Below are 26,586 nucleotides of genomic sequence, written 5' to 3'. Positions count from 1 at the left end.
TGGGACGGCCACGGAGGCAATTAGTTATGAAACAAGAAGCGACCCCTGTCATTGAATTCGATCACGTGAGCAAAATCTATGAGAACGGCGTGGTTGGCCTCAAGGACATCAATTTAACCATCATGCCCGGCGAATTCGTCGTGGTAGTCGGCTTAAGCGGCGCCGGCAAAAGTACCCTGATGCGCGCTGTGAATCGACTGCACGATATCAGCCAAGGCGATATTCGGATTGATGGCGAATCCATCACCAAAGCCAAAGGCAAAAAGCTGCGGCAAATCCGGCGAAAAATCGGGATGATTTTTCAGAATTTCAATTTGATCAACCGGGCCACTGTCCTGCGCAACGTGCTCACTGGCCGGGTCGGCTATTACCCGACCTGGAAAATGCTGTTCGGCCTGTTCTCCCCTGAAGACAAGCAGCGCGCTTATCAGGCCTTGCAAACCGTGGAACTCGCTGATAAGGTTTACACCCGCGCCGATCAGCTGTCTGGTGGTCAGCAGCAACGGGTTTCGATCGCCCGCGCTTTGACCCAAGCGCCCAGCTTGATTTTGGCAGATGAACCGATTGCCAGCCTGGACCCAGAAACCACCCGCCGTGTCATGGATGACCTCAAACGCATCAACCAGGAACTGGGCATGACGGTGCTGGTCAATTTGCACCAGGTCGACTTAGCCCAGGCTTATGGCAGTCGCATCATCGGCATTCGCGCCGGGGAAAAAGTCTTTGACGGCCCTGTCAGTGAAGCCACCAGCGCCGTCTTCGATGAGATTTACAACGGCGCAGAAGCGGAGGGCTAACATGGAAGATTTGTTGCCAAAACAAAAACTCAACTGGCATAAATGGGCGCTTACCGCAGTGATGCTGGTGGCGCTGGTGTGGTCGGCCTTCATTACCGATGCGCATCTCGGCTTGTTTTTCACCAACTTTAGCCAGTTCACCGAACTCTTTGTGGAAATGGCGCATGTGGATTGGGCCTACACCGGCTACACCTTGGAGCCGATGCTGCAAACCATCAAAATGTCGATTATCGGCACCTTGCTGGGCTCGGCGCTGGCGTTTCCCTACGCCTTGCTGGTGTCGCGCAACATTGTCACCAATAAAGTCGTCGTGGGTGTGTTTCGTTTCATTCTCAACATTGTCCGCACCATTCCTGACCTAATGCTCGCCGCCTTGTTCGTGGCGGTGGTCGGCATCGGGCCGGTAGCCGGGATCTTCGCTTTAACGATTTTCACCTTTGGCATGGTCAGCAAGCTGTTTTATGAAGCGATTGAAACCATCGATCCCGGGCCGCTTGAAGCCTTGCGGGCCGCTGGCGGCAATCGCATTGAGATCATCCGCTTTGCGGTGTTTCCGCAGATTGCCAACTATTTTGTCAGCTATGTGCTTTATGCCTTTGAAATCAACGTCCGGGCCAGCACCGTGCTGGGTTACATGGGCGCTGGCGGGATTGGGGTTTACCTGCAGCAGGCCCTGTCGATGTTCCGTTATGACCGCGTTGGTGTGATTGTGCTGGTCATCTTCGTGGTGGTGTTAGCCATCGATTATGTCAGTGGTAAAACAAGGGAGGCGCTCCTATGACAGAATTGAAACTCCCTAATCCCCCGGCGCAGCGCCGTTGGGGCAAGGTGCTCGCCGCCGTGATTTTCATCGGCTTAGTCATTTGGGCCTTCACCGGCATGCCGGCTTTCAGTATCAAGGCCAACGCTGTCATGGTCACCAAATCGATTGGTGATGGGCTGATTCATCCTGATTGGGCCTATGTTTGGACTGGTGACGGCGAAGATCTGACCTCCACCCTGTTGGAAACCTTGGGGATTGCGATTCTCGGGACGTTTATCTCCGCAGTGATTTCCCTCCCCTTTGCCTTTTGGGCGGCGCACACCAAGCACAAGTTCTGGCTGGTGACGCGCTCTGGGAAGTTTGTCTTAACCGCCATTCGCACCTTTCCTGAAATCGTCTTGGCCTTGATGTTCATCAAAGCCGTCGGGCCTGGCTCTTTCGCTGGTGTCCTGGCTGTGGGCTTCCACAGTATCGGCATGCTTGCCAAGCTGTTCTCCGAAGCCATCGAAAACATGAATGGTGGCGCTGGTGAAGCCGTCACTGCCGCCGGTGGTAGCGCGCTCGATGTCACCATGCTCGCCAGCCTACCGCAGCTCCTGCCAGAATTCGTCTCGAACACGCTTTACCGGTTCGAACTGGCCATCCGGTCTGCTTCCATCTTAGGGATGGTTGGGGCCGGCGGGGTCGGAACACCGCTGATTTTCGCCATTCAAACTCGGTCGTGGCCGCGAGTCGCCATTATCTTGTATGGCATTATCGTGCTGGTCACCGCCACCGACTGGCTCTCTGGGGCGTTGCGGAAGCGCCTTGTATAAACCTAGTGTTGATTGCCTCAATTATCGGTGTTACCACCGGTGCTTGAGGCTTTTTGAATCCGACGGGTTGAAAATTCTGGGCCCGCCCGAGCAATCATGAAGATTAGATTTGACAATCATGGTATTCGCAGGTATGTTTATTAGAAGTTTCAAATACGATTATAAGGAGGACATTTCGCATGACGGCATCTAAAAAGTTCATGACTAAATTGAATGCACGTCGACTGTCGTTTGTCCGCCGAAGCCTCTAGTTTGAGGCAATCCACTCAGATTAGGAAGCCAGTCGCCGCGCGACTGGCTTTTTTGATGCCTAAATTCTTGACATCACCTAATCTGGAGGGCTTTTATTGAAATATACAGCAGTATCATCGTTTCGTTTGAATCACTATTTTCGGCAATCTTGGCGCTTGGGCCTCACCGTGACCTTCTGGCTCCTCATCAATGCTTTAGCCAACACGGCATACGGCGTGGCATTGGGCCGCGCGCTGACCGCGCTGGGCCAACATGCGACGGGCACTTTTCTGACCTGGCTGGGTATCACCACTGTGACCTTAACGGTTTACGCCGCACAGCGGTACTTCGAACCAGTGGCGGAGATGCGAGCCAATGAACAAATGGCCTTGGACATTCGCCGCGATTTGACCACCCGACTTTCGCATACCAACACCACGCAATTCCATGCTCACCCAGTGCCTGATTACACCTCATGGCTGACCAATGATCTCACCACCATTACTGAATACGGGTTTGAGAACTCCTGGCTGGCCTTGGAACAAGCATTGAATGTGGTCTTTGCCGGCGTGACGTTGCTCCACTACCACTGGAGCTTGTTTGTCGCCGTTTTGGCATTAACCGGGCTCATGCTGCTGGTGCCCAAGGCGTTCGTGGGCAAAATGAATGCCGCCAACACCGCCGTCTCACAAGCAAATGCACGCTTAACCACGGTGGTCACTGATTTACTGAATGGCTTCGATCAACTCTTTATGCTCAATCAAACCCGTCACCTTCCAGGTCAAACCACCGCAGAGAGTCGGCACCTACTCAGTAAGCGGGTAGCCTACGCCAAGGCCAGCAGCCGATTTTATGCAGTGAATATCGCCGTCAACTTCTTTTGCCAACTCGTTATCCTGGCACTAACCGGCTGGCTCTATTTTCAGGGTAAAATCCCGCTGGGCGTTTTTTCCACCAGTCAGATTTTATCCGGCACGATTTTTTCCAGTTTGACCGGCCTGACCGAAAACCTGGCCGAGCGCCAAACCGCTCAGCCGCTGCTGGATAAGTTTGCGGCGCTGCCAACCGCAGAGCTCGTTGCCGGCCAACCGCTGACGCCGCTGCAAACCGCACTGACGCTGGATCAAGTTAGCTTTGCTTATCAGAATCACCCCGCAACGCTACAAGGGCTGACTTATCAGTTTACCGCCGGCGGCCGCTACGCCATCGTTGGTCCCTCCGGCGTTGGTAAGAGTACACTCTTAGCCCTGCTGGCCGGTAAACTTGCGCCCACCGCTGGGACGATTTGCTTTGATGGCCACAATCTGACCACCATCGCCCCCTCAGCCTTGCATCAGCAAGTGGCGGTGGTTGATCAGCAGCCGCTTTTGTTTAATCGTAGTTTGCGCTTCAATCTGACTTTAGACGCCAAAACCAGTGAGGCTGACTTGGGGCAAGTGCTAGCAGCAACTGGGCTGGAACCGCTAGTGGCCAGTTTGCCTGAAGGCTTGGACACTGTGATTGATTACGCCAGTGCTAATTTATCCGGGGGTCAACGCCAGCGTATCGCCTTAGCCAGGGCACTGCTCGCCAAGCGGTCGGTGCTATTGCTGGATGAAGCTACTGCCAATCTGGACCCCGCCTCGGTGCAAGCCGTCACCAAAACAGTTTTAACTTGGCCTAACGTCACGGTAATCATGGTCACCCACCACCTGACCGAACCGCTCGCAACGCGGCTGGATGGCATCTTAACGCTCACACCGCAGCAGTGAGAGGCAACTTCTGCTTGGAATGGACGATTACACCCGGCGTTTGCTGGTGTACAATTAGATTAACCACAAGTTCAGAGGAGAAGTCGGATGTTAAAACGCTTGGGACAAGTACTCGCCGCGTTGATCTTACTCGCGGTCATCGCTGCCGGCCTGACGGTTGCGGCGCCGCATCGGCAAGGCGCTAGCCATGAACTCACCACCAGTAAAACCCCGGTGCTGTGGGTGCTGTCGGATTCGCATTTCATCACCCCGCAGCTGCATGATCAAGGCGAGGCCTTCACGGAAATCAAGCAGTCAGCGGCAGGCAAAGATATCCAGCATCAACCCGTCGCCATCAAGGCTCTCGTGCACGCAGCGTTAACCGCCAAGCCGCGGCCGACCGCCGTGATTTTGACTGGCGATGTCACCTTTAATGGTGAACGCGCCAGTGCGCAGGACCTAGCCAAGCGGCTAGCGGCCTTGCAAGCAGCAGGCATTCACGTGCTGGCCATCCCCGGCAATCATGATATCTACGACGGCTGGGCCCGGAAGTACAAAGGCAAAAATCAGTACAAGGTGCCGCAAATCAGCCCCACCGAGTGGCGCCGCATTTTTAGTGATGGCTATCAAAGCGAAATTGATGAAGATTCGGCTTCACTGAGCTACACGATTGCCCTGAATGCGAACTATCAACTGATTATGCTGGATTCCAACATCTACACCATTCAGCCTTCCAATCGCAACCCGAACACTGGCGGTGAACTGAAACCAGCCACCATGAGCTGGCTGAAAACGCAGCTGGCCGCGGGCAAAAAGGCCGGTCGCACCAGCCTGGTGTTCATGCACCACAACCTTTACCAACATAACCATGTCGTGTCGACGGGCTATGTGTTGAACAATGCCAAAGCACTGCGTAAATTGCTCACCCGTTATCAAGTACCGGTGCTGTTCTCTGGCCACATCCACGCCCAAGACGTGATGGCCGGCGGTGATGGTGAGCCCGTCGAAGTGGTCAATGGCTCCTATTCAATCTCGCCTGCCGGTTATGGCGTGGTTCAACTCACCAGCAAGGGCCTGACCTACACCCGCAAGCAGGCCGACCTCAGCCCGGTACTGACGGCTAAGCAAAAGCAGAACCCGGAACTGGCGCACTACCAGCGTTACTTGAAAAAACTGTTCCTGCAAAACGGTGAAGGGCTGGCGGTTCAAAGCCTCTACAATCGCCCTGGCATCACCGAAGCTGACTTAGACGCCGGCATGCACTTCATGGGTGAACTCAACTGGCGCTTTTTCACCGGTCAAGATCACATCTCGGATGCTGAAGTCAAAGCCCTTAAGCAAACCCGCGGTTATCAGGTGGACGCCAAAACCGCCTCCCTGAAACGCTACATCAACACGATTATTCAGGATACGAACATGAATGATTTGCATTTCACCATCAAAACCAAATAACCACCCAGAGGCTGAGACAAAATGCGGTTTTAGCCCAGAGTATAAGCCAAAGGGCCTGTGAAACCTGAACTTAGGTTTTGCAGGCCCTTTGGCTTATACGGCTAGGGCGTCGCATTTTGGCTCGTACTGTTCCGGAATAGTCGTGCGCCCATCTTCATCTCAAATTATGTTTCAATCACTTTTTTGCCAATCAAAAAGCCGCCAACCAAAGCGGTCAGCGGCAACGAGAGCCTAGAAATTCGTGGTGTCAGGATCGGTGGCTAACCCGGCAATGCCGTGCAACCCGTCCAGCGCCTTCATGTCATCGGCAGTCAAGTCAAAGTCAAACAACTCAGTGTTGGCCTTGATCCGCGCCTCGTGCACGGACTTAGCCAGCGGCAGGAAGCCGTGCTGCAAGGACCAACGCAAAAGCACTTGCGCGACCGACTTGCCATAGTGCTTGGCAATCGTGGCCACCTGCTCATTGCCCAGCAACTTGCCGGTACCAAGTGGGCTGTATGCTTCGCTCAGCATGTGATACTTTTCATTCATCGCGGTGACTGCTGGCTGCAAATCGCTTGGGTTCAGGAAGATCTGATTGACCATTGGGGTGACCGTAGCATTTTGCATCAGGACATCCATATGCTGCTGGCGGAAGTTCGAAATCCCAATGGCGCGCGCTTTGCCGGCCTTCAGTACGGCTTCCATTCCCCGCCAGGTATCAGCGAGGCTGTCTGGATAATTGTCCCGGAAGCCAACAGGGTTTGGCCAGTGAATAAGGTACAGATCAACATAGTCCAAGCCTAATTTGGTCAGGGAAGCATCAATGCCCGCCTGCACCAGGTCAAACCGGTGGGCGTCATTGTTCAGCTTGGTAGTGACGAACAAGTCATCGCGTTTGATGCCACTGGCTTTGATGCCGGCGCCGACCGTTTCCTCATTGCCATACATCGCTGCGGTATCAATATGCCGATAGCCGGCCTTGATCGCGGCCTCAACGCTTTGCTTGGCCACATCACCATCTGGGGTTTGCCAGGTGCCAAAGCCCAAAACTGGGATTTTCACCCCATTACTCAACGTGTAAGTATCCTCTAAACTGTTCAATTTTGTCATGTTTAATCCTTTCTTGGTGCTGATGATTGCCAACTTGCATACTGCGTGATCAGACCCTGGGTGCCTAAGTCCCCTTCGCCGGCGTCCACCATGGCCTGGTACAGCGCCTTGGCCTGCTTGGTAGCAGGCAGGTCCAGGTGCATCTGGTCGGCCGCCTCAAGTGCAATGCGCAGGTCTTTGACGAAATGCTTCACGAAAAAGCCTGGCGTATAGTCCCCCGCCAAAATTCGCGGGCCATAATTGGTTAAACTCCAGTTGGCGGCACTGCCGCCGCCCACCGTGGTCAGGACCTTATCCAAGTCCAGCCCCGCGGCTTTCGCGTACACCAGCATCTCACTGAGTCCGGTCATGGTGCCGGCAATCATAATTTGATTGGCCATTTTGGTATGCTGACCACTGCCAGCCGGGCCAAAATAGTTGATGGTACTGCCCATGGCGGCAAAAACCTGCTTCATCTGCTCGTAGGCCGTCTGGTCGCCGCCCACCATGATGGTGAGGGTCCCGTTTTTAGCACCAATGTCACCGCCTGATACCGGCGCATCCAGCGCCACTGCCGCTTGCTTAGCTGCCGCTTGGGCAATGCGCTGAGCAAGGGCTGGGGCACTGGTCGTCATATCAACCAAAATCTGGCCGGCTTTGGCGCCGGCCAAGACGCCATGCTCGCCGAAGTAAACGGCCTCGACATCCTGCGGGAAGCCCACAATCGACAGCACGGCATCTGCCTCAGCGGCGACTTGCTGCGGCGAATCGGCCCAGGTCGCACCAGCAGCTAACACCTTGTCAGCGTGCGCCTTGGTGCGGTTGAACACCACGACTTCATAGCCGGCTTGCAGGAGGTTGCTAATCATGCCGGTCCCCATGATGCCGGTGCCGATAAATCCGATTTTCACATGCTCACCTCATTTCAGACTTGCTAAAAGTAAGTATACCGCATTTTCCAGCAGAATCGAAAGGCGGCGGCTTATGAGAACATCAAAACAGCGCAGTCATCGCTGACTGCGCCGCTTGCTACTGCTGGATAAACCCGTATTCCAAAATGCGCATGTAACTTTTTACTTCATCGACGAGCCACTCGAGATCGGCCACTTGGGCGTCGGGATGGGCATCAAGAAACGGCCGCGCTTTGCTGGCAATCAGGTCATTCATCGCCGCAATCAAATCGCCCACCATTTTCGGGGTCACCTCGGGCTTCAGCTTCATCCGCCCAAGCACGGGACCGAGGAGATCTTGGCTGACCAGCTGCATTTCGCCGGCCATGAGCTGGTTGATTGCCGGCGCCAAGGCCTTGGGATAACCGCCGCCATACAGGGTCATCGCAAAGGCGAACTCTGGTTTATAGTCCACCTGGAGCGCAATCTTATAGCGCAGGGCCCGGGTGACCATGGTTTCCAAATCCGGTGCATTCTGCCAGACGCTGAAATCCGCCACCTCGTTCAGCCGCTGAAACACCCACTGCGCCGTGGCCAGGTACAACGCTTCTTTTGTGCCGAAATAATGAAAGAGCAAGCCTTTGGACACCTTGGCGTCGGCGGCAATCAAGTCGGTTTTGGCACTGCGATACCCCATTTGGGCAAAATGCGTCAGGGCCGCATGCAAAATCCGTTCGACTTTGGCCGGATCTTTGACCACAGGTTGGCCGATGGTTGCTGGGGTCATGTTGCTCACCTCAATTCATTAACAAGTCGCGACGCCGATAAGCCCACAGGCCGACCGCTAGCAGCACCACGCCGAGCGCCGTCATCCAGCCAAAGGTGCCCCAGTTAACCGCAGCTACCGGTACCTTGTTGACCCAGCCATACGGCGACAGCTTCAGCGCCCACTTTGGCAAGCCAATCAGCGGCCCCATGTACAGGGAGACCACCCCGTAAACCGGCACAATCCAGATGGCGCTTTGCCATTTTGGCAGGAGTCCGGCCAGCAGCATGGCCAACCCGCACACCACCAGCAGCGCCGGCCAGTAGCCGACAAAACTGCGCATGAAGCGCGCCAGCGTGATCGTGATGGTCATGCTTTGTTGACCCGCCGCGGCCATGCCCCAAATTGCGGCAATGAAGGCTGCGGAGCCGACCACCAAACCGTAACCGGCAGAAGTTAAGGCTAGGCGCAAGCGGCCGATGGGCTTGGCCTGCATCAAGGTCAGCAACCCTTTTTGCTCATCGCGGTTCAAGCTCAAAATCATCATCACTGCTGGAATGGTGGCCACAACGACGAAAATCACTGCCAGCTTGTTGGCCATGGCTAGCACCACGGCGCGATTGGCCGCCGCGACTGCCGCACCGCCAAGCAACTTGCCTAGTACTGGGTTCGTTTTGACCAAATCCCCCACGGTCCCGAAAATTGAACCGTAACTGGCGCCCAGCAGCACCAGGCCCAGCAGCCAAACAATCGTGCTGGTCCGGTTGACTCGCGCCAGCAGGGACAGCGGTCCGCGCAGGAAGGCACTGGCCCGCTTGCGGCCAGGCTTCGGGGCAATGAGCCCGGCACCTAAATCGCGCCGCGCGGCCAAAGCCACGGCACAGGCCCCACCAAGCAGAGCGCCGGCCAGCATGAGCAGCACCGGCCACCAAGTGTTGTTGGTGTAGAGCTCCATTTTTTCGATCCAGCCAAAAATCGTCCACCAGGTTAAATCAGGATTTTGAACATCCGTCCCCATCCGGGCGATGAACACCAGCCCTAGAAAACCGTAACTGAGCATCAGCGCGCCGCGGCTGGTGCTGGCCAGCTGGGCAAACAGCAAACTAAAGCTACCAAACATCAGGCCAAAGGCGGCTAGGCCCAAGCCAAACAGCCAATTCCCTGCCGCAGTGGCGCCAGGCATTTGCGCGGCTTGCAGGCCGAGCGCTTCCAGCACCCCACCCAAGCCATTGACAATCACCAGTTCCAACATGGCCGCCAGCAGTGGCGCCTGCCGGCCCACACTGCGCGCCAGCATGAGCTCGGTCAGGCCACTTTCTTCCTGACTGCGAGTGGCATGAATGGCCAAGTGAATGTTCATCATCACGGTGAACAGACCCATGAACACCATCATTTCACTGCCGTAGATCAGTGCCGTCGTATAAGGCGGCTTGGCGGTGAAGGGTCCCAGCAAGGAGACCATCGCTGGCGTCTTCAAGGTCGTGGCAATGGTGGCCATTTCCTTTTGGGTGCCATAAATGCCGCCGAACTTCGCCGCGGCGGCCGCCATCAAACCCACCAAGCCGGTGAGCCACAGCACGATTTTGAGCCAGTCATGCCGCAGCTCGAGTTTCAGCAAGGTGCCGGTGCGCTTAAACGTGCTGTGTGGCATCCGCTTCACCTTCTTTGTTGTAATAACGCAGGAACAAATCTTCCAGCGTCGGTGGGGTGCTTTGCAACTGGACGATTTCGAGGCTGCTCAGCTGATCCATCACGCTGCCCACGGCTTCACTGTCCACAGTAAATTCCGCCTTGGTGTTACTTTCAGCCTTGAACTGGTGCACGGCAGCCAAGGTCGCAATGGCTGTCAGCGGCTGCTTGGTTTGCACATGAATCGTGCTGCGGCTGAGCTTTCGCATCGAGGCCAGGCTGCCGACTTCGATGCTTTCCCCTTGCCGGATGATGCCGATGCGATCACACATCCGCTCCACTTCGCTGAGAATGTGGGAGGATAACAGAATGCTCTTACCGGCCGCCTTCAGCGCCAAAACCTCCTGTTGGAAGACTTCTTCCATCAGCGGGTCGAGGCCGCTAGTCGGTTCATCAAAAATATACAACTCGGCATCGGTGGAAAAAGCGGCGACCAACGCCACTTTTTGGCGGTTCCCTTTGGAATAAGTCCGGGCCTTTTTGGCCACATCCAGGTCGAATTTCTTGATCAACTCGTCGGTGCGGGCGGTATGCTTTTGACCGCTTAGTTTCAGTAGCAGATCTATAATCTCGCCGCCAGTCAGATTCGGCCACAAGTCAACATCCCCTGGCACATACGCAATCCGCTTGTGAATGGCCACGGCGTCGGTCCACACCGACTGGCCAAAAATGGTCGCTTGGCCGGAGGTGGCCTTGAGGTTCCCCAACAAAATCCGAATCGTGGTGGATTTACCTGCCCCATTCGGCCCGATAAAACCAAACACTTCCCCGGGATGAATGGTAAAGGTGATATTTTTCAGCGCTTGAAACTTGCCAAAGCGCTTGGTTAAATGATCGATTGCAACGACCTCTGTCATCGCTATCTCCTCCTCTTATGCTTTGATGGTCTCAGTGTAGAAGCCATCGACTGGCGAGTCAATGAGAATCGAGTCAACCAATGAGGCCCGCTAAACCGGCGCTATCAACAGATTGACTCATCAGGTCGGTCTGAGTCAATAAAAAAGCGACTGCACCTTAAACAGCGCCGTCGCTTCGTTCAAATCAAGCTGAAATTATGTCACTAGCCGAGAGTTGCAGCCTGCCTCACCGCCGTCGGCACCGCCGGATCAGCCGCAAAATCAGCCAACCAATTGCGGGTGATTTGAGCCGCTCGCGCGTGTTGCCATTGTCGAAGATCACTAGCCTGCCACTTGCGGGTGTCTCGCTGCTTCGGCAAAGCGGCGTGCGAGTCTAGTAGTCCTTGCGCCGCGGCGGCCAGTTTGGCCGCCACCAGGTCATCTAACGCCTGCCGCTGGCTTGGACTAGCCACGCCCCGCACCGCCAGGTAGTCATCCAGGCCAATGCAGTTCACCACAGTCTCACGTGCGATTTGCTGCATATAAGCTGGCACCACTGCCTCGCCAACTGGGAGGTCGCGCACGGCGCCATCAATCAATGTCATCATTCAATCACTCCTAAAATAAGATTAAAAAAGTCGTACATCAAATGCACGACCCCCGAAGTGATCTGCATCCGTCTATGGTGGGGCACGTTGCCTTGCGGTACGTTGCCGGTTGGTCACAGTGCATAGCCACTACCAACACTCTTGATACATACGATTTTCTTTGGCTTAAATATAGCAGATTTAGCGCCCAAAAGCCAGCAAAAAGAGCCTCCGCAGAGGCTCTTTCGGTGGTACTAGTATGACAGAAGGATGATTAACGCTCGTCGGCTTTCTTCTTACCGAAGAAGGCTAGCACGCCCGCAATCATGGCGGCGCCAAGGGCCATCAAGCCGGTTTGAGCTTGATCGCCGGTGGCTGGCAATGCCGCCTGTTGCTTGGTGTCAGTGGCGACGCCAAGCTTGGTCGCCTTGGCTGCACCCGTAGTCGCAAGCGCCGTTGGCTGCGCCGCAGCGGCCGCTTTGGCCTGGGCATCAGCCGCAGCCTTGACCTTGGCTTGCTGAGCAAGTAGCTTGGCTTGAGCCGCTTCATTAGCTGCCTGCGCTGCGGCCGCCGCATTGGCTTGCGCCGCCGCGCCTTCAACATCACTCCCGCCAAAGCGGGTGTTGTTCGCTGCAGTGTTCTTCGCCGCGGCTGCTTCGTTCTTGGCCGCCAGCGCCTGCGCATAAGCAGCGGCAGCATCGGCTTTAACCTGCGCCGCAATTAACGGCTTGAGGTTGGCCAGTTCGGTCAGCTGGGCCAGCTTTTGATCAGGCGTCGTTGCGGCTTTGCCGGTGTTCTTGGCATTGTCGACATCGCCGTACCAGCTGCGGCCGGTCGCCGCGTCGGTACTATTGCCTGTGGCTACTGGCGTCGCTTGCTTGACTTCATTGGCCAAAGTGTCCAGTGCATCATCAAGCAATGCATTCAGCTGTTCAGTTGCCTGCGCCGGCGTCAAAGCACCGGCCTTGGCTTGGTTGTACAGGTAATCGAAGTCACCATTGAATGTGCGACCAGACGGGGCTTGGGTTTCGCCTAACCCGGTAGCAGCCACTTGCTGCTTTGCGGCGGCGATTTCATCTAGCGTGGTGGCCTGGTTCAAGAAAGCATTCAATTGCTTCTTCGCTTCTTCTGGGGTCACAGTGCCAGCCTTGACTTCAGCGGTCAAGTTGTCCAAATCGCCGTAGTAGGTCCGCCCAGTGGCTGGATCTTGGGTTTCACCAGTGGTCGTGCCGAGACTTTGCTTAGATTCCTGAATGGCGGCGAGGATATCCGCATTCGGATCAACCGTTGGGGTCGTGGTGGCGTCCTTTTTCACAAGCTGAGCAATCGCGTTATCCAACGCAGTTTGCGCCGCTTGAACGTCAGCCAAGGTGGCATCCTCATCGTTCAGGACCTTTTGCGCTTGCTGCCGAGCCGTGGCAAGCACCGCTGCGGTTGCGTGCGTGTAGTCGCCGGTAGCACCCAGTTCACGCGCCTTAGTCAACGTGGCCTTCAGTGCGGCCTTGGCGTCCTTCAACGCCGCCGTGTCTTCAGCCGTAGCAGGCACATAGTTGACCACGATGGTTTGGACTGCGGTCTTGTTGCCAATGTAGTCCTGGGCGTAGATATTGAACGTGTTCTTGCCTGGCTTCAAGGTTTCAGATTGACTGAAGTCTTGATCGTAACCCTTCGTCGAATTGAAGTCCACGTCAGCATAGCCAGCCATGACGTTACTGCCATTGATATACAAGTCAGCGTAGGTGTTATCGTCCTTAACGTTCCCAGTGAGAGTGAAGGTCGGGTCGCTGGTTGTGATGGTGTCGTTGACGCCATCGCCATCAGTATCCTTGGCCTGGTCCACGGTCAGCGTTGGCAGTTGAGCATCCACGTACAAGCTAATCCGTTCTTGAATCGTGGTGGTGGATGTGTCGTCGCCAATCAAAACGCCGAAGTTATTGCCGTGATGCTTGCCGATGTCCAAGGTGACACTGAAGGTGCCATCAGAGTTGATTTTCACCTTCTGATCACCAATGGTCAGATTCGTGGTTGGCCGTGCAACTTTCCCGGTGATGGTGATTTTGCCCGTAGCCGGATCATAGTTCTTGGTATCCGCGGCGATGTAGTTGTACCCGAAGGCAATGCCATCATCGAAGGTCACGTCTTTGTTGGATGGTGCGACCACGCCGTAGTTGCTGGACGTAATCGGTTGATCGACTTCCGTTTGGTTACCATCAGCATCAGTGGCGGTGACTTTAGCCGTGTTGTCGCCACCGGCGATTGGCACATCGGCGGTGAAGGTGTGATCGGCGTTAACCGTAGCATCGATGGTTTGATCACCAACGACGACCTGAACGGTCTGCGTGTCGTCGCTGACGGTCCCAGTCAAGGTCACTTGCGTTTCGGAAGACTGCGCCGTCGTGGCCGCTTGATCCCCTTGCTTGTAAGTGGCCTGACCATCAACCGCCAAGGCATCGATCTCAGGGGCCTTCATTGCGACTTGAATCTGCTTCTCGTACAGCAAAGTTTGCTTACTGTCATCGGTGTAAACCTTAACCGTGGTGGTGTAATCATCATCGCTGACTGGCAGATCGGCAGTAAAGTTACCAGAATTATCATCGGCATAGTCAACTGTGCCGTCATGTTCGTTGCCATCAGCATCGGTATAAGTGAAGCTTGGTTCAACTAGGTAATTACCACCAAACTCAAACGCGGTGCCATCATCGTTGAAGCCCTTGGTTTGCGTCGTAATCTTGTCTGGCAAACCGCCTTGGTTGATGACCAAGCCGCCGTTGGCTTCGCCTGGCTTCTGAGCCGTAGTCGAGGTCGTGGCAGCGTTCGAAGCGTTGTCAAACACCCCAATGGCGATACTGTTGCGGCCAGCGGCCAAAGCCTTAACCTGCGCATCGCTCAGCGCAATCTTGATCTTGGTGTAGCCATCAGCGGTGGTGCCTTCGGTTTCGTAACTGGTAGGATCCTGGTCACCGTCGTTTTCCACGCCGTTAATGGCCGTGTTGGCGGAACCGTCCAGGCCACTGAAGTTATCGAAGGCTTCAGCCGTCAGATAGTACTGCTTGTTGCCATCCTGGTCGGTTTCGGCGGTCAGCTTCAGGTTTCGCACTTCTGGCTTAACGCTATCGATTTTAACCTTGAAATCAAGCACTTGCTGCTTATCGGTGCCGTCTGGCGTACCGACCACGCGGTAGGTGTAGGTGCCATCTGGCAGGGTTTCGGTTTGGTTAGTTTGCGGATCGAAGTACGTGCCGTCAAATTCCGCGCCATCCAGCTTTTCGTATTTCTGATCTTTCGCATACCAGTAACTCTTGGTAGCGGCCTTATAGGTGGAGAAGGTCGTCAGCAGGTTGCCTTGATCGTCTAACAGCTGAGTCTGGACATCATTGGCATTGCGGAACATCCAGTATTCAGGCTGAATCCAAGCAATGTCAGCGCCCGGCGCGGTGGAGAAAGCAATGTTGTTGGTATCGATGACGTAATTGCCTTGGGCATCGGTGGTGAGACCAGGGTTGCTGATGGCCCCATCTTCATCATTCCCGCCATTGACAATGGTCCCGGTGTTGCCGGTCGTGGTTGGCGTGAAGGTGACGCCGTTGAAGTCATCAAACAGCTGGGGATCGCCCCAGCTGCCGTAGAAGCCCATGTATGGGATGCTCAGCTTGGAGTCATCGGAGCCTTCAAAATTCAGGAAGCCTTCAACGTATTGATCCTTTTCAAAATCGCTTGGTAAGGTCAAGGTGAAAGTGAATTCTTGGGTGGTCCCTGCTGGTACAGCAATCGTGGAATCCGCCTTGATGTTGGCCCCAGCAATCGCCTTGTCATACAACGTCGCGGTTTGCGCGTCGGTGGCAGAGGTATAAACCGCTGTCAGCTTCGCGTTGTCCTTCAGCGTGTAGGTGATTGGCTGATCGGTGCGGTTGGTGAACTTCAAGGTAAACTGATGCGTCGCTTCATCGAAGTCTTTCAGTTCAACGCCTGGGTAGTCATTGGCACCAGTGACCGTGGATGGGTTCTTGCTGATGGCATCAATGGCTGCGTCCACGTCCACCATCCCTGCGCCTTGACGCCGTGGGGATTCGATGACAGCATCGCGGTCGACATCAGTGATTTCAGTGGCGGTGTTCATTTCGATGGTCTTCATGAAGGCCGCCCGTTCACTGGCAGTCATGCTTTGATACAAGGCATAATACTTGCCATTTTCGTCATTCATGGCCTGCGTCAACAGCGCCTGTGAACCAGCGATGAATGGTGAAGCCATGGAGGTCCCAGACAAGTTCGTGTAGCCGTTGTTGTTCTGGGTCGACCAGATATTGCCACCAGGCGCGGTGATGTCAGGCTTGAAGGACAAGTCCGACGTTGGCCCGTAGGAACTGAAGGTGGACATGGCATCCGTCGCGGTAAGGGTGTTGTCCATTTGCTTCAGGCCGATTTCAACATTGAAGGTGGCATCTGGGTTAGACGCCAGATAAGCGACCAACTTGTCCCCATCATTAGTGGACAAACCGGCAGTTGGGAAACCCGCATCGTAGGCCACAGACGTGAGTGCTTCGTCGCCGCCAGCATTGTTGACGATCAAGACGCCAGCCGCGCCAGCCGCCTTCGCGTTGGCCTGCTTTTCAGTAAAGTTGATGTCGCCGCGCTTCACAATGGCAATTTTGCCTTTCACATCAGCGGTGAATTGATCAGCCGTACCAATGCCGAGGTTACCGTCAGCATCTTTGACTTCGTAGAACTGTTTGCCATCAAAGGCGGTCAGGTCAAAGCCAGTACCGGTTTCGGTCATGGATGGGCCCAAAATCGTGGTGCCATCGGCGGAAATCGTGATGGCGTTGTTGATGGCCTTGGTGTTCTCAGCGGAAGCAACCGTAGTCGCATGGCGGGCCGTGCCTGGGGTGGCGACCATTTCCATATCCGGATTGCCGAAGTAGTCAACGTTGGTGCCATCTTGGTCAGACACTGAAGTCCCGTCATTCCCGGCGGAAATCACAGCGGCAGTCCCAGCATTGATGGCATTTTCCACCGCCGCGACTTCTGGATCGTCGTCACTTTGTTTGCCTGAAGCAGAACCCAGTGACATGTTCAAAACATCCGCACCCAACTTAGCGGAGTCATCAATCGCGCCCACAACTGAAGTGGAATCAGTGGTCGCCGCGGTATCAGAGTTCGAGAAGACTTTCATCGCCAAGAGCTGCGCTTCTGGCGCCACCCCAACAACGGACGTGGTCGGATCGCTACCAGTACCATTGGCCCCGATAATCCCGGCGACGTGCATCCCGTGTTGCTCTTCCGGATTGTCGTCGGTGATAATTTCATCGTTATCGGCGTAGTTATGCCCATAAGGCACCTTGGACGTGTAGTAGCGGCCATAGCCGGTCTTGCTGATGAAGGCATTGACGTCATCTTCGCTCAACTTGGCGGTGCTGGCATCGCTCAACCGGAAGTCCTTGTGGTTAGGATCAATCCCGGTATCAATGACAGAAACAACCGTGCCTTCACCTTTGTACTTGTAGTTCGACCAAACTGTGGAAACGTTCGCCATATCGTTGGCTGAAGACTCAGCGGCGTAATAAACCTTGGCAATGGAAACCGACTTGACCCCGGCGACTTGTTCCAACTTGGTTAGATCTTTGACCTGAACTTTGGTGGTAAAGCCGTTGATGACATAGCCGTAACTTTCGCCGGTACCTTGGGCAGTGATGGCCGCCACCGCCGCTTTGGTGCTAGCCTGCGCGGCAATGACCTTATCGGTCGCCGCCTGAATTTCGGCGGTGCTGGCGTTGGTGCTCAAGCTGCCATTTTCGGCGGCAGGAGCGGCAGCCAGTTGAATAATGACATCAACATAAGTGTCTTTTTGCTGGGCCGTGGTCAACTTCGTGAAGTTAACCCCCCGGGCCGCCAGCTGCGCTTCGACCGCTTTGGCAGTGGTATCCTCCGTGGTGGCCAACGCCTTGGCTTTGGCGTTACTGCGGGTCGCTAAAGTCGCCGCGGCCTTGGTCTTTGCCTTAGACTGACTATCAACACTTGCTTTAGCCTGCAGTTCGAACACAGGCGACAGTGCCAATGCCCCCAAAACAGCAGTACTTGCAAGCGCCGTCACAATCGTTTTGCTTGTCCTATTCATTCATTTACCCCCTAGAGTGACTCAAACCTCACCATCTTGATTAAGTGATGATAAGAATGATTATATGTGGAAAATTCTAATTTGCAACCTATTTCTCAAAGAAGGTTCTAATATTCTTCAAATTTTGTTGTGCTTTTATTCGGGCTAAAGAATGTGTTTCCGTATGAGAAACACCCACTAATGGGAGCTTTGTATCCAACAATTACCGGTATTTAGCGATTCTTCAAGAAAAATGAGAGAAATATTAGGAATAACGTTGCTCTTCATTAACTCTGGCGGTACAATCAGAAGCACATGTTTGGGGAGGAGTATTTTCATGAAGACAATTTTGAAACCAACCCGGGTGCTGGTCGCCCTGGGGGTCATGCTGACGTTGGCCGGTTGTGGCAACGCTTCACAAACCGATCAGGCCAATCAGCCGGTCGTCGCGCAATATGCCAAAAAGAAAATCACGCAGCAGGACTTTTATGAGGCGTTAAAAGCCGAGCCGAGTGCGAAACAAGTACTGGCCAATCTCCTGATCTATGGGGCCATGAAAGATGCGTACGGTAAGAAGATTGATGAAACCAAAGTCACCGCTGCCTACAAATCCTACCAATCGCGGTATGGTGATCAATTTGCTGATTACCTAGAAGAAAATGGCTACACCAAAAAGACCTTCAAGCAAACCTTGCGCCTGAACTACCTCAGCGAAGCGGCGTTGAAAGCACAGATCAAGCCCACCACTGCCCAACTCAAGGACGCCTGGAAAACGTACCAACCGAAAATTACCGTCCAACATATCCTGACGACCAGTGAAGACACGGCCAAAACCGTCATCGCCCAGTTGCAACAAGGCGCCGACTTTGCCAAGCTAGCCCAACAATACTCAGTAGATAACACCACCGCCAGCAACGGCGGCAAAATGGCAGCGTTTGACAGCACCGACAAGAACCTGGACTCCACCTTCAAGGACGCGGCGTACAAGCTGAAGGATGGCGAGTTCACCACCACCCCAGTGAAAACCACCAGCGGCTATGAAGTGATACAAATGATCAAGCACCCTGCCAAAGGGACCTTCAAGGCCAGCAAAGCCGCGTTAACCGCCTCCCTTTATCAAAAATGGGAGGCCAGCACCACGGTGATGAAGAATGTCATCAGCCAAGTGCTCAAAGACGAAAACGTCAAAATCAAGGACAAGAATCTCCAATCCGCGCTGAACGCTTATAAAGGCACCACCACTTCCGGTACTGCCACCACCAAGTAATGCAAGACACCGCCCCTCAGCGTGAGGAGCGGTGTTTTTGATTCATTATTCAATGAACGGGCTTCACTTCAATTTGATTTGATCAAGCGGAATCACATGCGTGCGATACCTAATTTTGTAGTAGGCAAACATCCCCAAGAACACCGGCAGCGACATGTAGCTAATCGCCAAGCGATACCACTGCCCAGACGTTACCGCCTGCAAATCCTGCCCGAACACAATCACTAGCCCCATCACTGCGGCCACGATTGGCCCCAGAGGAAACCACCGCGCATGGTAAACCAACTCATCCACCGAATGACCCTGCTTCGTGAACTGCTCGGCCATAAATGACCGAGCTTCTGGGAACACCGCTGACTTACACATCCAGCGCTGAGCTTTCTGCGCAGAGGTTACGACTATTGACCAAGGCACGTCCCGTGCCAGAGACTCTAACGAGCCTGTTTGCTTTTTTCTAAGCTGCTAGAATATTTATAGCCGCGTTAATGTCGCGGTCATGGTGAGTATGGCATCGTGGGCAAGTCCACTCACGGATAGTCAGTTCGTGTTTACCATCGTCATATCCACATACTGAGCATCTTTGCGATGTCTTGTATGGTGACACTGCGACGACTTGTTTGCCGTACCAGGCCGCCTTGTATGCCAGCATTAGCCGCAGTTCACGCCAAGATTGATTAGCGATTGCCCGCGCTAAGTGATGATGACGCAGAAGACCCTTGGTTTTCAGATCTTCCAGCTTAATCACGTCATACTTAGACACAAGTTCAGTGCTTATCTTCTGCAAGTAGTCTCGGCGCTGGTTGACGACTTTTTCGCTGTACTTTGCCACCATCACCTTAGCCTTCAGGTAATTTTTGAAATCACTCAACCGCCGTGGGGCAACAACTTTGAGATCTTTGTCCCAAGCGATTTCCTTTTCCGCTTGATGGCGCCGACGGGCAAAACGTTTTTCCCAATAGTGCTTTTTCTTGGCTAACGCCTTGTCGAAACGTTTAGTCGCGTACCTCTTACCATCACTTGTGATTGCAAGGTCGGCTACGCCCATATCAATGCCTGCCAACGCCTTAGTTTGATGCCAAGAGGCAATTTCAACCTCTGCGACCACCAACACGTCATATTCACCCGTGCTACTCCGAACCACCGTTGCGGTCTTAATCTTACCAGTGGGTAATTGCCCGGCCCGGAATTTGATTATGCCGACCTTGGGTAACCGAATATGGGTTTCATCTAACAGGGCAATATTGCCGTTAACGGCATTTGACCGATAAGCGGGGCGCGTAAAGCGCTTGGACTTGAACTTCGGGTAACCGGCGTGTTCTTTGAACAGCTTTTGGAAGGCTAGATGCAGATTGTGACTAACACCCAAAAGACTAGTTGCGTCAGCTTCCTTTAGCCATGGATATTCTTATTTGAGGGGCTTGAGTAAATAGTTCATGCCAAATTCATTAACGTACTTACCTCCATTTTCGTGACGTTTGGTCTGCATATTGAGCAATTCATTCCAAACGAACCGACCCATACCAAAGTTACGCTCAAATTGAAGCCGTTGAGTGATGTTCGGATAGATGCGGAGTTTAAACATCTTCATTGTCACTAAGCTTCACCACCTTCAACGTTGGCCATCAATGTATTGATTTTGTCGCTATTAGCTGAACCGCCCTTTCATGCCTACCACATAACAATTACGCGGTCATATGGGACATTCCCCAATTCACGAACAACTATTTTGTTGTGCCGAATCTTGCGCGAATCGGCGGCGCGGTGAAATTCCTTTCTGCCAGCGCAGAATATTAGTCACTGCAGGCTTGACGGGGCGCCAATCAATAGGGGCATACAATCGTCCTCACCGAATTCCATTCTGTCGATGCTTAATCCGTATTCCTCAGCAGTCTCAAATAGAATTCACTTGGCTGTAACCTCTTGTGGTATTTAGTTCCTCAGATGATGTGGTAATTTAAGATTGTAGACAGAGGTTCTACCATATGGAAGACTTGTGGCATCCTTCATGGCACTATCTATGGCAGCTTATGCGATACTGTACGCAGAGTGTATGCGACACACAAACAGGTCATTTCATCACGTGCTTAAAAGAACGTGTTTCCTTGCCCTAATTCAAAAAGGTCGCCACCGAGGCTGAGTCTCGGTGACGACGCATGGGCGCCTGACGCTAAAGTAGGTCTTGTTCAGGCAGCTGATAATTGGTAATCACCAGATGCTCAACGTCTTTGGCGTTGCGGTTCTTGAAGTTAACTAAGTAGGATTTATCGAAAGCATGCAGAAACACCTGCTGACCGTTGGCAGTGGCGGTGCCGGCTTCATACAAAGCGGCAATCAGCGGTGTGTGCTTGATCACGAGCATCCAATTAGCGACGGTCTCGTGAATTAAGTACTGCGCCAGTCGGCCTTGGTCGGATTGGCCAAACTCGTTATTGGCATAAGTGGAAAAATCAGTATCATAAGGCGGATCGAGAAACAGGAAATCGCCTGCCACCGGAGGATGCGCGGCCATAAATGCGGCAAAGTCCTGATTTCCTATGGTGGTGCGCGCCAACAGGGCCGTTAATTCCGGGTTGTGATAATCCGCCACCCGACTGGCCAACGTGTTGTGGTTGTAAGTCATGCCACCGTATGGGACGTTGAACTTTCCGGTTTTGGAATAGCGGAACATTGAGGAGTACGCGTACTGGCGAATGAACAAATACAGCGCTGCTTGCTCCCCAGGCGTGAAGGCCAGCTCAGGGATGCGATTAAACAAGTCGCGGTAGTACACATACAGCGAGGATTTAAAGGTGGTCAAAATGATTTGTTCAAAATCAGCCTGCGAAATGGTGACACCACCTGCCGCTTGCTTGCGCAGGAAGTTCACCTTGCGCGCCATCGCCACCGGCAAATCGGCAAAGAAGCCCTGTCCCTCTTCAAACGCCGGGGCAAAGGCGGCCGCCATCGCGGCTTGATGGGCCTTGACCCAGGCCTGAGTCTGCGGCCGCGTCTGTTCTGTGGCTTTCACCTGTGCCGCAAAAAAGGCCAGCAATTCCGGCTTCCCGTGCTCGACATAAGCTTCCGCCCCAACCCAAGCCGCATCAATGCGCGCGACCGCTGCAAAGAAGCTTTCATCCCCGGTGGCCACGGCGCGATACAGCCGCATCAGCTCATCAGAGCGATCATTGATGTAGTACCCGTCGATGGTTGAAGCACGGCGGCTGCCCACGGCAAAGTACACCGCGCCGCCGCCCACGAAGGGTTCATAATAATGACGAATTTGCGCCGGCAAAGCCGGCAAAATGTGCGGCAGCTCCTTGGTTTTACCGCCGGGATATTTCAATAAAGGCGTCAGCATCTTCTCTACTCTTTCATCGCAACCAAATTTTTCTACTCAGTGTCTCTAGTGTACCCAATGACCACCGGTGATACAACGCTCACCGGCGGGCCCAGGCGTCCAAGGCACTTTCAATCGCATTCGGCCACTGAATGTAAGTGGTCAGCTGGCGCGCCGCGGCACTGATCTGCTCTAGCAACGTGGCCACTTCCTGCGCAGTCGCGTCCGTCGCATAGGCGACCTGCATCATTGCGCTGAACTGTTTGATGGTCAGAGGCACCACTGGCACCGGTTGGCCCAACCAAGAATCGTGATTCAGCAAAAACAGCTGCCACAAAGTGCGCTGATTGATGCGTGCGCTGATAAACACGCCCAGCGTCGGCTTTGGACTGGCCTGGCTGATTTTGATCACATGGTCAATCACCGATGAGGCCTCGTGTTCCCATTGCACCGTGCCAGCCATCAGCGAGACTTCCGGCACCAAAATGCTGCTGGCCAGATGCACTTCCATATCTGGCGTGTTGCCGGTGCCTGGTGCAAAGGACTTCGGGGTCAAATCGGGATTCATCTGGAAATGATGAATCACTTCCTTGTCCTGACCGCTCAGCGCGACAAACGCCCGCCAGGTATTGACTTCCAGCCACAACGCCGCCTGGTCTTTATCATTTAAAATCGTCTCAAACCGCTCAAGAATTTCTTGCCGGGCGGCCGGCGTCTGTGCTTCTTTTTGGACATACAGCAGTTCCGTTTGCGCCAGCACGGCCTGATCCAGCGCCGACTCAAGGTCTTTCAGCTGTTGAATCGACGCCTTGGCCAAATTGGCCTTGATCCCCGCTACTTGCGCCGGTGCATAAGGCGCGTCAGGCAAAGTAGCGAATAACCGCGCCGCATGGTCCAGCTTGTCCTCGACCAACTGCACCCGCGCATCTGGCTGATCCCATGGCAGTGACAAATTGCCCACGGCCCCAAACCAAGCCAGCGTCTCACGGGCACTTTTTTGAACCAGGTGGCCATTAACCGACTGCTGCGGTGGCAGCACAAAGGTAAAATCGTTCACCAGTTGCTGCAGCTTCGGCTGATTCAGCGCCGAGACCCGCAACTTCATCGCGGTGCCGCGGCCGTGCGAGTAAAAGAGCTCGGTGAATTCCAACGCCCGCCGCAAGGCATCGGTGTAGTCATGCTGAATTGAAATGATCTTGCGGTCAGGGGTGGCGGGAAAGAACTGGTGCCAGGTCTTGATCGCCAAAGCCTCAACAGCGCGGTTGTCATTGCGACTCGGCAGCTTGGCATAGGCCGTGCGGAAGGCCCGCACTGCTTCAATGGTCGTTGGCACCGCGGCATCGTCCAACGTGCCGAACACAAAGGTGAGCTCGTTGCGACTCAGTGCGCCAAAATGTGCCATCAGCTGCAGCACTGTCCGCAACGGGAAAACACCATGGTGCTCATCGACCATCACGTACATTTTGAGCAGCTGAACCAAAAAGTCCTCACCGCTTAACTGGCCGGCCACTGCGCGCTGTCCCACCGGCGTGAGGCGCGCGGTTTTAGCGTCCATCAAGCCATATTGTTCAGCAGTGGTGACGATTTGGCGGACTTTGGATTCCTTGTCACTGAAATCACTCGCAGGTTGCTGGCCAGCCACAAAATCAGCTAACGTCAGTTGCGTCAGCGGGTCCGGATCATCGGCATCGCTTTCGATGGCATAGCGAATCGCCCGCCGCACCGGATAGAGCACTGGGATTTTGGCCATGGTACTTGGCTCCTGATTTGCCACTGCAGCTTGGTAATCTGCTTGTTGAAACTGGGCAAAATATGGCAGCCAGGCCATTAGCTTGGCAATCGACCGCGGCGCCGTGCGCCAGTTGAAGTTGGTTTTATCGGCCATGACAGTGGCCCCCCTTTTTAACCGTATAGTGATAGTTTAACATGCACGACTCGCCCACCTCGCAGGAGTTTTGGCCTCTCATTGAACGCTCGTTTTTCTCGGGAACAAATGTGCTACAATGCCCATTAAACTGTTTTCAAAATCACCGCGCGCTATCGCCTGGCTTCCAAGTGGTGAATCGTCAAGCGAAGAAAGGGGTTAACCCATGTCAAACCGCACCAAACGCACCATCACCATTTTGATTTTCAGCGAATTTTTGATCTGTCTTGGCATGAGCCTGATTTTCCCAGTGATGCCTTTCATCAAAAATGAGCTGCATTTTACTGCCACTGATATGGGCATCATGTCGTCGCTCTATGCCTTGATGCAGTTCATCGCTTCGCCGTTGATTGGCCGCCTGTCGGACCGCATTGGCCGCAAACCGTTGCTATTGGGGGGGCTCGCGTTGTTCGCCGTGTCCGAAGTGTTATTCGCTTTGACCAATCATCTTTATATGCTTGATTTGTCTCGCATCATCGGCGGCTTATCCGCCGGGGTGTTTGTCCCCACCGCGCAGGCTTTGGCGGCAGATGTGACAGATCTCAAGCACCGGGCCAAAGTGATCGGCTGGCTGTCCGCGGCTTTCTCCGGCGGCCTCATTCTCGGACCTGGCCTAGGCGGACTACTAGCCCAGCACGGTTCCCCGGTTGTCAACTCAAGCGCAACACTCGCTAACCAATCCTTGTTAGTGGTATAGCTTTAAGCCATGTTGGGATAATAGTCACAGGGCCGAAGCCAGCCCAGGCTGCGCCGTGGCCGATGGTTGAGGGCGGACTGCACTGCCTGAACCTGATCAGCAGTAACAGTCTTGAGGGATCTGCCCTTAGGGAAGTACTCACGCAATAGACCATTGGCATTCTCGTTAGACCCACGCTCCCAGGGTGAGTACGGATGAGCGAAGAAGATCTTGGTGCCGGTGACTTGGCTCAGCGCAGCAAACTCGGAGCCATTGTCGAATGTGATCGTCTCGAACTCCTTGGCACCATAGTCATCGATAGTGTCTTGAAGCGCTGCCCGGCAAGTCTCCGCCCGATAGTTCGGTATCTTCACGATGATCTCAGTTCTGGAGTAACGTTCGGTAAGAGTCATCAAAGCTGGTTCGCTCCGCACACGCTTGCCCTTGACTAGATCGCCTTCCCAATGACCAGCGCCAGAACGCTTGTCGACGACCTCAGGTCGCACCTCTATCGAGTCTCCAAGCTTGCGCTTATTCATGCGAGCATGGCGCTTACCAGGATGCTTCACTCTTCGACGCAGCTTCATTGGTAAGTCGACATTGGTGATGGGTAGCAGTCCTTGGTCAATATAGCGATAGATGGTCGGCGTTGAAGGACATTTCAAATGCGGATACATCATCTTGAAGGTATGCACGAAGCTGTCGAGACTGTGTACACGAGGGCGCTGGTGCAGGGCTTTGATGAGATCGTCGAAGAAGTAATCGCAGCTGTGAAGCAACCCGTGTGAGCGGCTGTTGAGCCGAGCTCGTTCATGACGAGCCTGGGCAGCATTAGCGAAGTATGCGGAATGAATCCTACGATTCGAGCTCATGTGATCAACCGCGCCTCGCCGTAGCTCACGGCTGATCGTACTAGGGTTGCGGCGAAGTACAAGAGCAATAGCGCGGCAAGACAAGCCCTGCCTGTGCAAGGCTTCAATAGCGCCTCTTTCGGCGGAACACAGTTGTTGGTATGAGCGGACGGTGGTAGTCTGAGAGTGGGTCATGAAGATTCCTCTTTCTTGTCTGTCTAGTCGCTAACAAGAATAGGTCTTCCTGGCCTTTTTGTACAAACCGGTCTAGCGGTTTAGGCGTTGCACTTGAAGTTTAAACCGGGGAAGTTAAATCTGGGGCTCAGAATTGGGTTACTGTCAGTATCCAGGATAATGGAATTGTTGATTTATTGCCGACAACACATGCGGACATGATTGGAACACAGATTACTCAAGCACGTTATAAGTTTGGAGATTTTGATATTCGTGATGAGGCTTTGGACTCGGAATATTTCAAAGAATATGAAGCAGCCTTCCAGGTTGATACTGGAATTAACTTCAATGTGATGGAGAGTGTGCTCCAATTCTTAGCAAGTTATGGAGTCGTGGAAGAGCTCAAAAACAAGCAAAAATTAACGGTCATTGGAAATGTGGTTGAAGCCTCACTGGATGAACTGGCAATGGAATTTGATTTACAAACAACATTTAGTGCTGAAGACTTTTACCTCAATTTTCAAGTCAAGTGCAACGATGATAACGAATTCTTGATAGTGGTCTAGGCTGTTACGCCATGCATCGGTAGTAATCGCATGGGCGAAGATAGTTCAGAATACGTCTGGGACGATGGTTCAGTGCGGATTGGACTGCTTGAAT

Annotated in this window: 19 protein-coding genes and 2 pseudogenes; 8 read left to right on the top strand and 13 right to left on the bottom strand. The window is 53.9% G+C overall.

Annotation, left to right across the window (positions count from 1 at the left end; all coding sequences use genetic code 11):
- Nucleotides 1-26 precede the first annotated feature (26 nt).
- The 5 genes from phnC (at nt 27) to EKM90_RS09155 (ending at nt 5,788) form a co-directional block, all read left to right on the top strand.
- Nucleotides 27-797, top strand: coding sequence for a phosphonate ABC transporter ATP-binding protein (gene phnC, locus EKM90_RS09175; protein WP_125581929.1), 771 nt, complete (start codon nt 27-29; stop codon nt 795-797).
- 1 nt (nt 798) lies between these two features.
- Nucleotides 799-1,578 carry a phosphonate ABC transporter, permease protein PhnE gene (phnE, locus tag EKM90_RS09170; protein WP_125581927.1) on the top strand — a complete coding sequence of 260 codons (780 nt, stop codon included), beginning with the start codon at nt 799-801 and terminating at the stop codon, nt 1,576-1,578.
- Nucleotides 1,575-2,375 carry a phosphonate ABC transporter, permease protein PhnE gene (gene phnE, locus EKM90_RS09165; protein WP_125581925.1) on the top strand — a complete coding sequence of 267 codons (801 nt, stop codon included), beginning with the start codon at nt 1,575-1,577 and terminating at the stop codon, nt 2,373-2,375. Before phnE (EKM90_RS09170) ends, phnE (EKM90_RS09165) begins: the two co-directional genes overlap by 4 nt.
- A 347-nt stretch (nt 2,376-2,722) precedes the next feature.
- Complete coding sequence (locus tag EKM90_RS09160) at nt 2,723-4,357, top strand: ABC transporter ATP-binding protein (RefSeq protein WP_125581923.1); 1,635 nt, start codon at nt 2,723-2,725, stop codon at nt 4,355-4,357.
- 87 nt (nt 4,358-4,444) lie between these two features.
- Nucleotides 4,445-5,788, top strand: a complete 1,344-nt coding sequence (locus EKM90_RS09155) for a metallophosphoesterase (RefSeq protein WP_125581921.1) — start codon at nt 4,445-4,447, stop codon at nt 5,786-5,788.
- A gap of 231 nt (nt 5,789-6,019) precedes the next feature.
- Here EKM90_RS09155 and EKM90_RS09150 read toward each other — a convergent pair whose 3' ends face one another.
- From EKM90_RS09150 to EKM90_RS13200, 7 genes are all read right to left on the bottom strand, one after another.
- Complete coding sequence (locus EKM90_RS09150; protein ID WP_125581919.1) at nt 6,020-6,880, bottom strand: aldo/keto reductase; 861 nt, start codon at nt 6,878-6,880, stop codon at nt 6,020-6,022.
- Nucleotides 6,881-6,882: 2 nt separating this feature from the next.
- The gene (locus EKM90_RS09145) at nt 6,883-7,770 is read right to left on the bottom strand and encodes an NAD(P)-dependent oxidoreductase (RefSeq protein ID WP_125581917.1); all 888 of its coding nucleotides are present in this window, start codon (nt 7,768-7,770) and stop codon (nt 6,883-6,885) included.
- Nucleotides 7,771-7,888: 118 nt separating this feature from the next.
- Nucleotides 7,889-8,536, bottom strand: coding sequence for a TetR/AcrR family transcriptional regulator (locus EKM90_RS09140; RefSeq protein ID WP_125581915.1), 648 nt, complete (start codon nt 8,534-8,536; stop codon nt 7,889-7,891).
- Between the two features lie 10 nt (nt 8,537-8,546).
- Nucleotides 8,547-10,166: an ABC transporter permease gene (locus tag EKM90_RS09135; RefSeq protein ID WP_125581913.1), complete on the bottom strand. Its 1,620-nt coding sequence runs from the start codon at nt 10,164-10,166 to the stop codon at nt 8,547-8,549.
- Nucleotides 10,147-11,061, bottom strand: coding sequence for an ABC transporter ATP-binding protein (locus EKM90_RS09130; RefSeq protein WP_125581911.1), 915 nt, complete (start codon nt 11,059-11,061; stop codon nt 10,147-10,149). Before EKM90_RS09130 ends, EKM90_RS09135 begins: the two co-directional genes overlap by 20 nt.
- Before the next feature lie 203 nt (nt 11,062-11,264).
- Nucleotides 11,265-11,648 carry a hypothetical protein gene (locus EKM90_RS09125; protein WP_125581909.1) on the bottom strand — a complete coding sequence of 128 codons (384 nt, stop codon included), beginning with the start codon at nt 11,646-11,648 and terminating at the stop codon, nt 11,265-11,267.
- 253 nt (nt 11,649-11,901) lie between these two features.
- Nucleotides 11,902-17,739, bottom strand: a complete 5,838-nt coding sequence (locus tag EKM90_RS13200) for a S8 family serine peptidase (RefSeq protein ID WP_125581907.1) — start codon at nt 17,737-17,739, stop codon at nt 11,902-11,904.
- 316 nt (nt 17,740-18,055) lie between these two features.
- On the opposite strand from EKM90_RS13200, the gene EKM90_RS09115 reads away from it, so the two are divergent.
- Nucleotides 18,056-18,985, top strand: a complete 930-nt coding sequence (locus EKM90_RS09115) for a peptidylprolyl isomerase (RefSeq protein WP_125581905.1) — start codon at nt 18,056-18,058, stop codon at nt 18,983-18,985.
- 63 nt (nt 18,986-19,048) lie between these two features.
- Here the strand turns inward: EKM90_RS09115 and EKM90_RS09110 are convergent, their stop codons facing one another.
- The 5 genes and pseudogenes from EKM90_RS09110 to EKM90_RS09095 form a co-directional block, all read right to left on the bottom strand.
- On the bottom strand, nt 19,049-19,351 hold the full coding sequence (locus tag EKM90_RS09110; RefSeq protein ID WP_125581903.1) for a hypothetical protein: 303 nt from the start codon (nt 19,349-19,351) through the stop codon (nt 19,049-19,051).
- Between the two features lie 88 nt (nt 19,352-19,439).
- A pseudogene (locus EKM90_RS09105) lies at nt 19,440-20,378 on the bottom strand (RNA-guided endonuclease TnpB family protein); the annotation flags it as partial.
- A gap of 12 nt (nt 20,379-20,390) precedes the next feature.
- Nucleotides 20,391-20,573, bottom strand: coding sequence for a helix-turn-helix domain-containing protein (locus tag EKM90_RS13195; RefSeq protein ID WP_308439330.1), 183 nt, complete (start codon nt 20,571-20,573; stop codon nt 20,391-20,393).
- Between the two features lie 579 nt (nt 20,574-21,152).
- Nucleotides 21,153-22,322 (bottom strand): DNA adenine methylase, encoded by a 1,170-nt coding sequence (locus EKM90_RS09100; protein ID WP_125581901.1) that lies wholly within the window; start codon nt 22,320-22,322, stop codon nt 21,153-21,155.
- A gap of 79 nt (nt 22,323-22,401) precedes the next feature.
- Nucleotides 22,402-24,186 (bottom strand): AlwI family type II restriction endonuclease, encoded by a 1,785-nt coding sequence (locus EKM90_RS09095; protein ID WP_125581899.1) that lies wholly within the window; start codon nt 24,184-24,186, stop codon nt 22,402-22,404.
- Between the two features lie 205 nt (nt 24,187-24,391).
- Here EKM90_RS09095 and EKM90_RS09090 point away from each other — a divergent pair.
- Nucleotides 24,392-24,856: pseudogene (locus tag EKM90_RS09090) on the top strand (MFS transporter); the annotation flags it as partial.
- A 68-nt stretch (nt 24,857-24,924) separates the two neighbouring features.
- Here EKM90_RS09090 and EKM90_RS09085 read toward each other — a convergent pair.
- Nucleotides 24,925-25,947: an IS30 family transposase gene (locus EKM90_RS09085; RefSeq protein WP_125581895.1), complete on the bottom strand. Its 1,023-nt coding sequence runs from the start codon at nt 25,945-25,947 to the stop codon at nt 24,925-24,927.
- Between the two features lie 197 nt (nt 25,948-26,144).
- Here EKM90_RS09085 and EKM90_RS09080 point away from each other — a divergent pair, with 197 nt between their 5' ends.
- The gene (locus EKM90_RS09080; protein ID WP_164507936.1) at nt 26,145-26,492 is read left to right on the top strand and encodes a hypothetical protein; all 348 of its coding nucleotides are present in this window, start codon (nt 26,145-26,147) and stop codon (nt 26,490-26,492) included.
- Nucleotides 26,493-26,586: the final 94 nt, after the last annotated feature.

It is taken from the genome of Lacticaseibacillus suibinensis (genome assembly GCF_003946175.1).
Classification (GTDB): Bacteria; Bacillota; Bacilli; order Lactobacillales; family Lactobacillaceae; genus Lacticaseibacillus; species Lacticaseibacillus suibinensis.
The sequence above is the reverse complement of the archived record's forward strand: the minus strand, read 5'-3'. Positions and strand labels throughout refer to the sequence as shown.

Coding starts and splice junctions, on each gene's coding strand:
- EKM90_RS09125 (WP_125581909.1), bottom strand. CDS start 11,648: ATGATGACATTGATTGATGGCGCCGTGCGCGACCTCCCAGTTGGCGAG.
- EKM90_RS09155 (WP_125581921.1), top strand. CDS start 4,445: ATGTTAAAACGCTTGGGACAAGTACTCGCCGCGTTGATCTTACTCGCG.
- EKM90_RS09140 (WP_125581915.1), bottom strand. CDS start 8,536: ATGACCCCAGCAACCATCGGCCAACCTGTGGTCAAAGATCCGGCCAAA.
- EKM90_RS09110 (WP_125581903.1), bottom strand. CDS start 19,351: ATGTGTAAGTCAGCGGTGTTCCCAGAAGCTCGGTCATTTATGGCCGAG.
- phnC (WP_125581929.1), top strand. CDS start 27: ATGAAACAAGAAGCGACCCCTGTCATTGAATTCGATCACGTGAGCAAA.
- EKM90_RS09135 (WP_125581913.1), bottom strand. CDS start 10,166: ATGCCACACAGCACGTTTAAGCGCACCGGCACCTTGCTGAAACTCGAG.
- phnE (WP_125581925.1), top strand. CDS start 1,575: ATGACAGAATTGAAACTCCCTAATCCCCCGGCGCAGCGCCGTTGGGGC.
- EKM90_RS13195 (WP_308439330.1), bottom strand. CDS start 20,573: ATGAAGATGTTTAAACTCCGCATCTATCCGAACATCACTCAACGGCTT.
- EKM90_RS09080 (WP_164507936.1), top strand. CDS start 26,145: ATGATTGGAACACAGATTACTCAAGCACGTTATAAGTTTGGAGATTTT.
- EKM90_RS09150 (WP_125581919.1), bottom strand. CDS start 6,880: ATGACAAAATTGAACAGTTTAGAGGATACTTACACGTTGAGTAATGGG.
- EKM90_RS13200 (WP_125581907.1), bottom strand. CDS start 17,739: ATGAATAGGACAAGCAAAACGATTGTGACGGCGCTTGCAAGTACTGCT.
- EKM90_RS09100 (WP_125581901.1), bottom strand. CDS start 22,322: ATGCTGACGCCTTTATTGAAATATCCCGGCGGTAAAACCAAGGAGCTG.
- EKM90_RS09085 (WP_125581895.1), bottom strand. CDS start 25,947: ATGACCCACTCTCAGACTACCACCGTCCGCTCATACCAACAACTGTGT.
- EKM90_RS09115 (WP_125581905.1), top strand. CDS start 18,056: ATGAAGACAATTTTGAAACCAACCCGGGTGCTGGTCGCCCTGGGGGTC.
- phnE (WP_125581927.1), top strand. CDS start 799: ATGGAAGATTTGTTGCCAAAACAAAAACTCAACTGGCATAAATGGGCG.
- EKM90_RS09095 (WP_125581899.1), bottom strand. CDS start 24,186: ATGGCCGATAAAACCAACTTCAACTGGCGCACGGCGCCGCGGTCGATT.
- EKM90_RS09130 (WP_125581911.1), bottom strand. CDS start 11,061: ATGACAGAGGTCGTTGCAATCGATCATTTAACCAAGCGCTTTGGCAAG.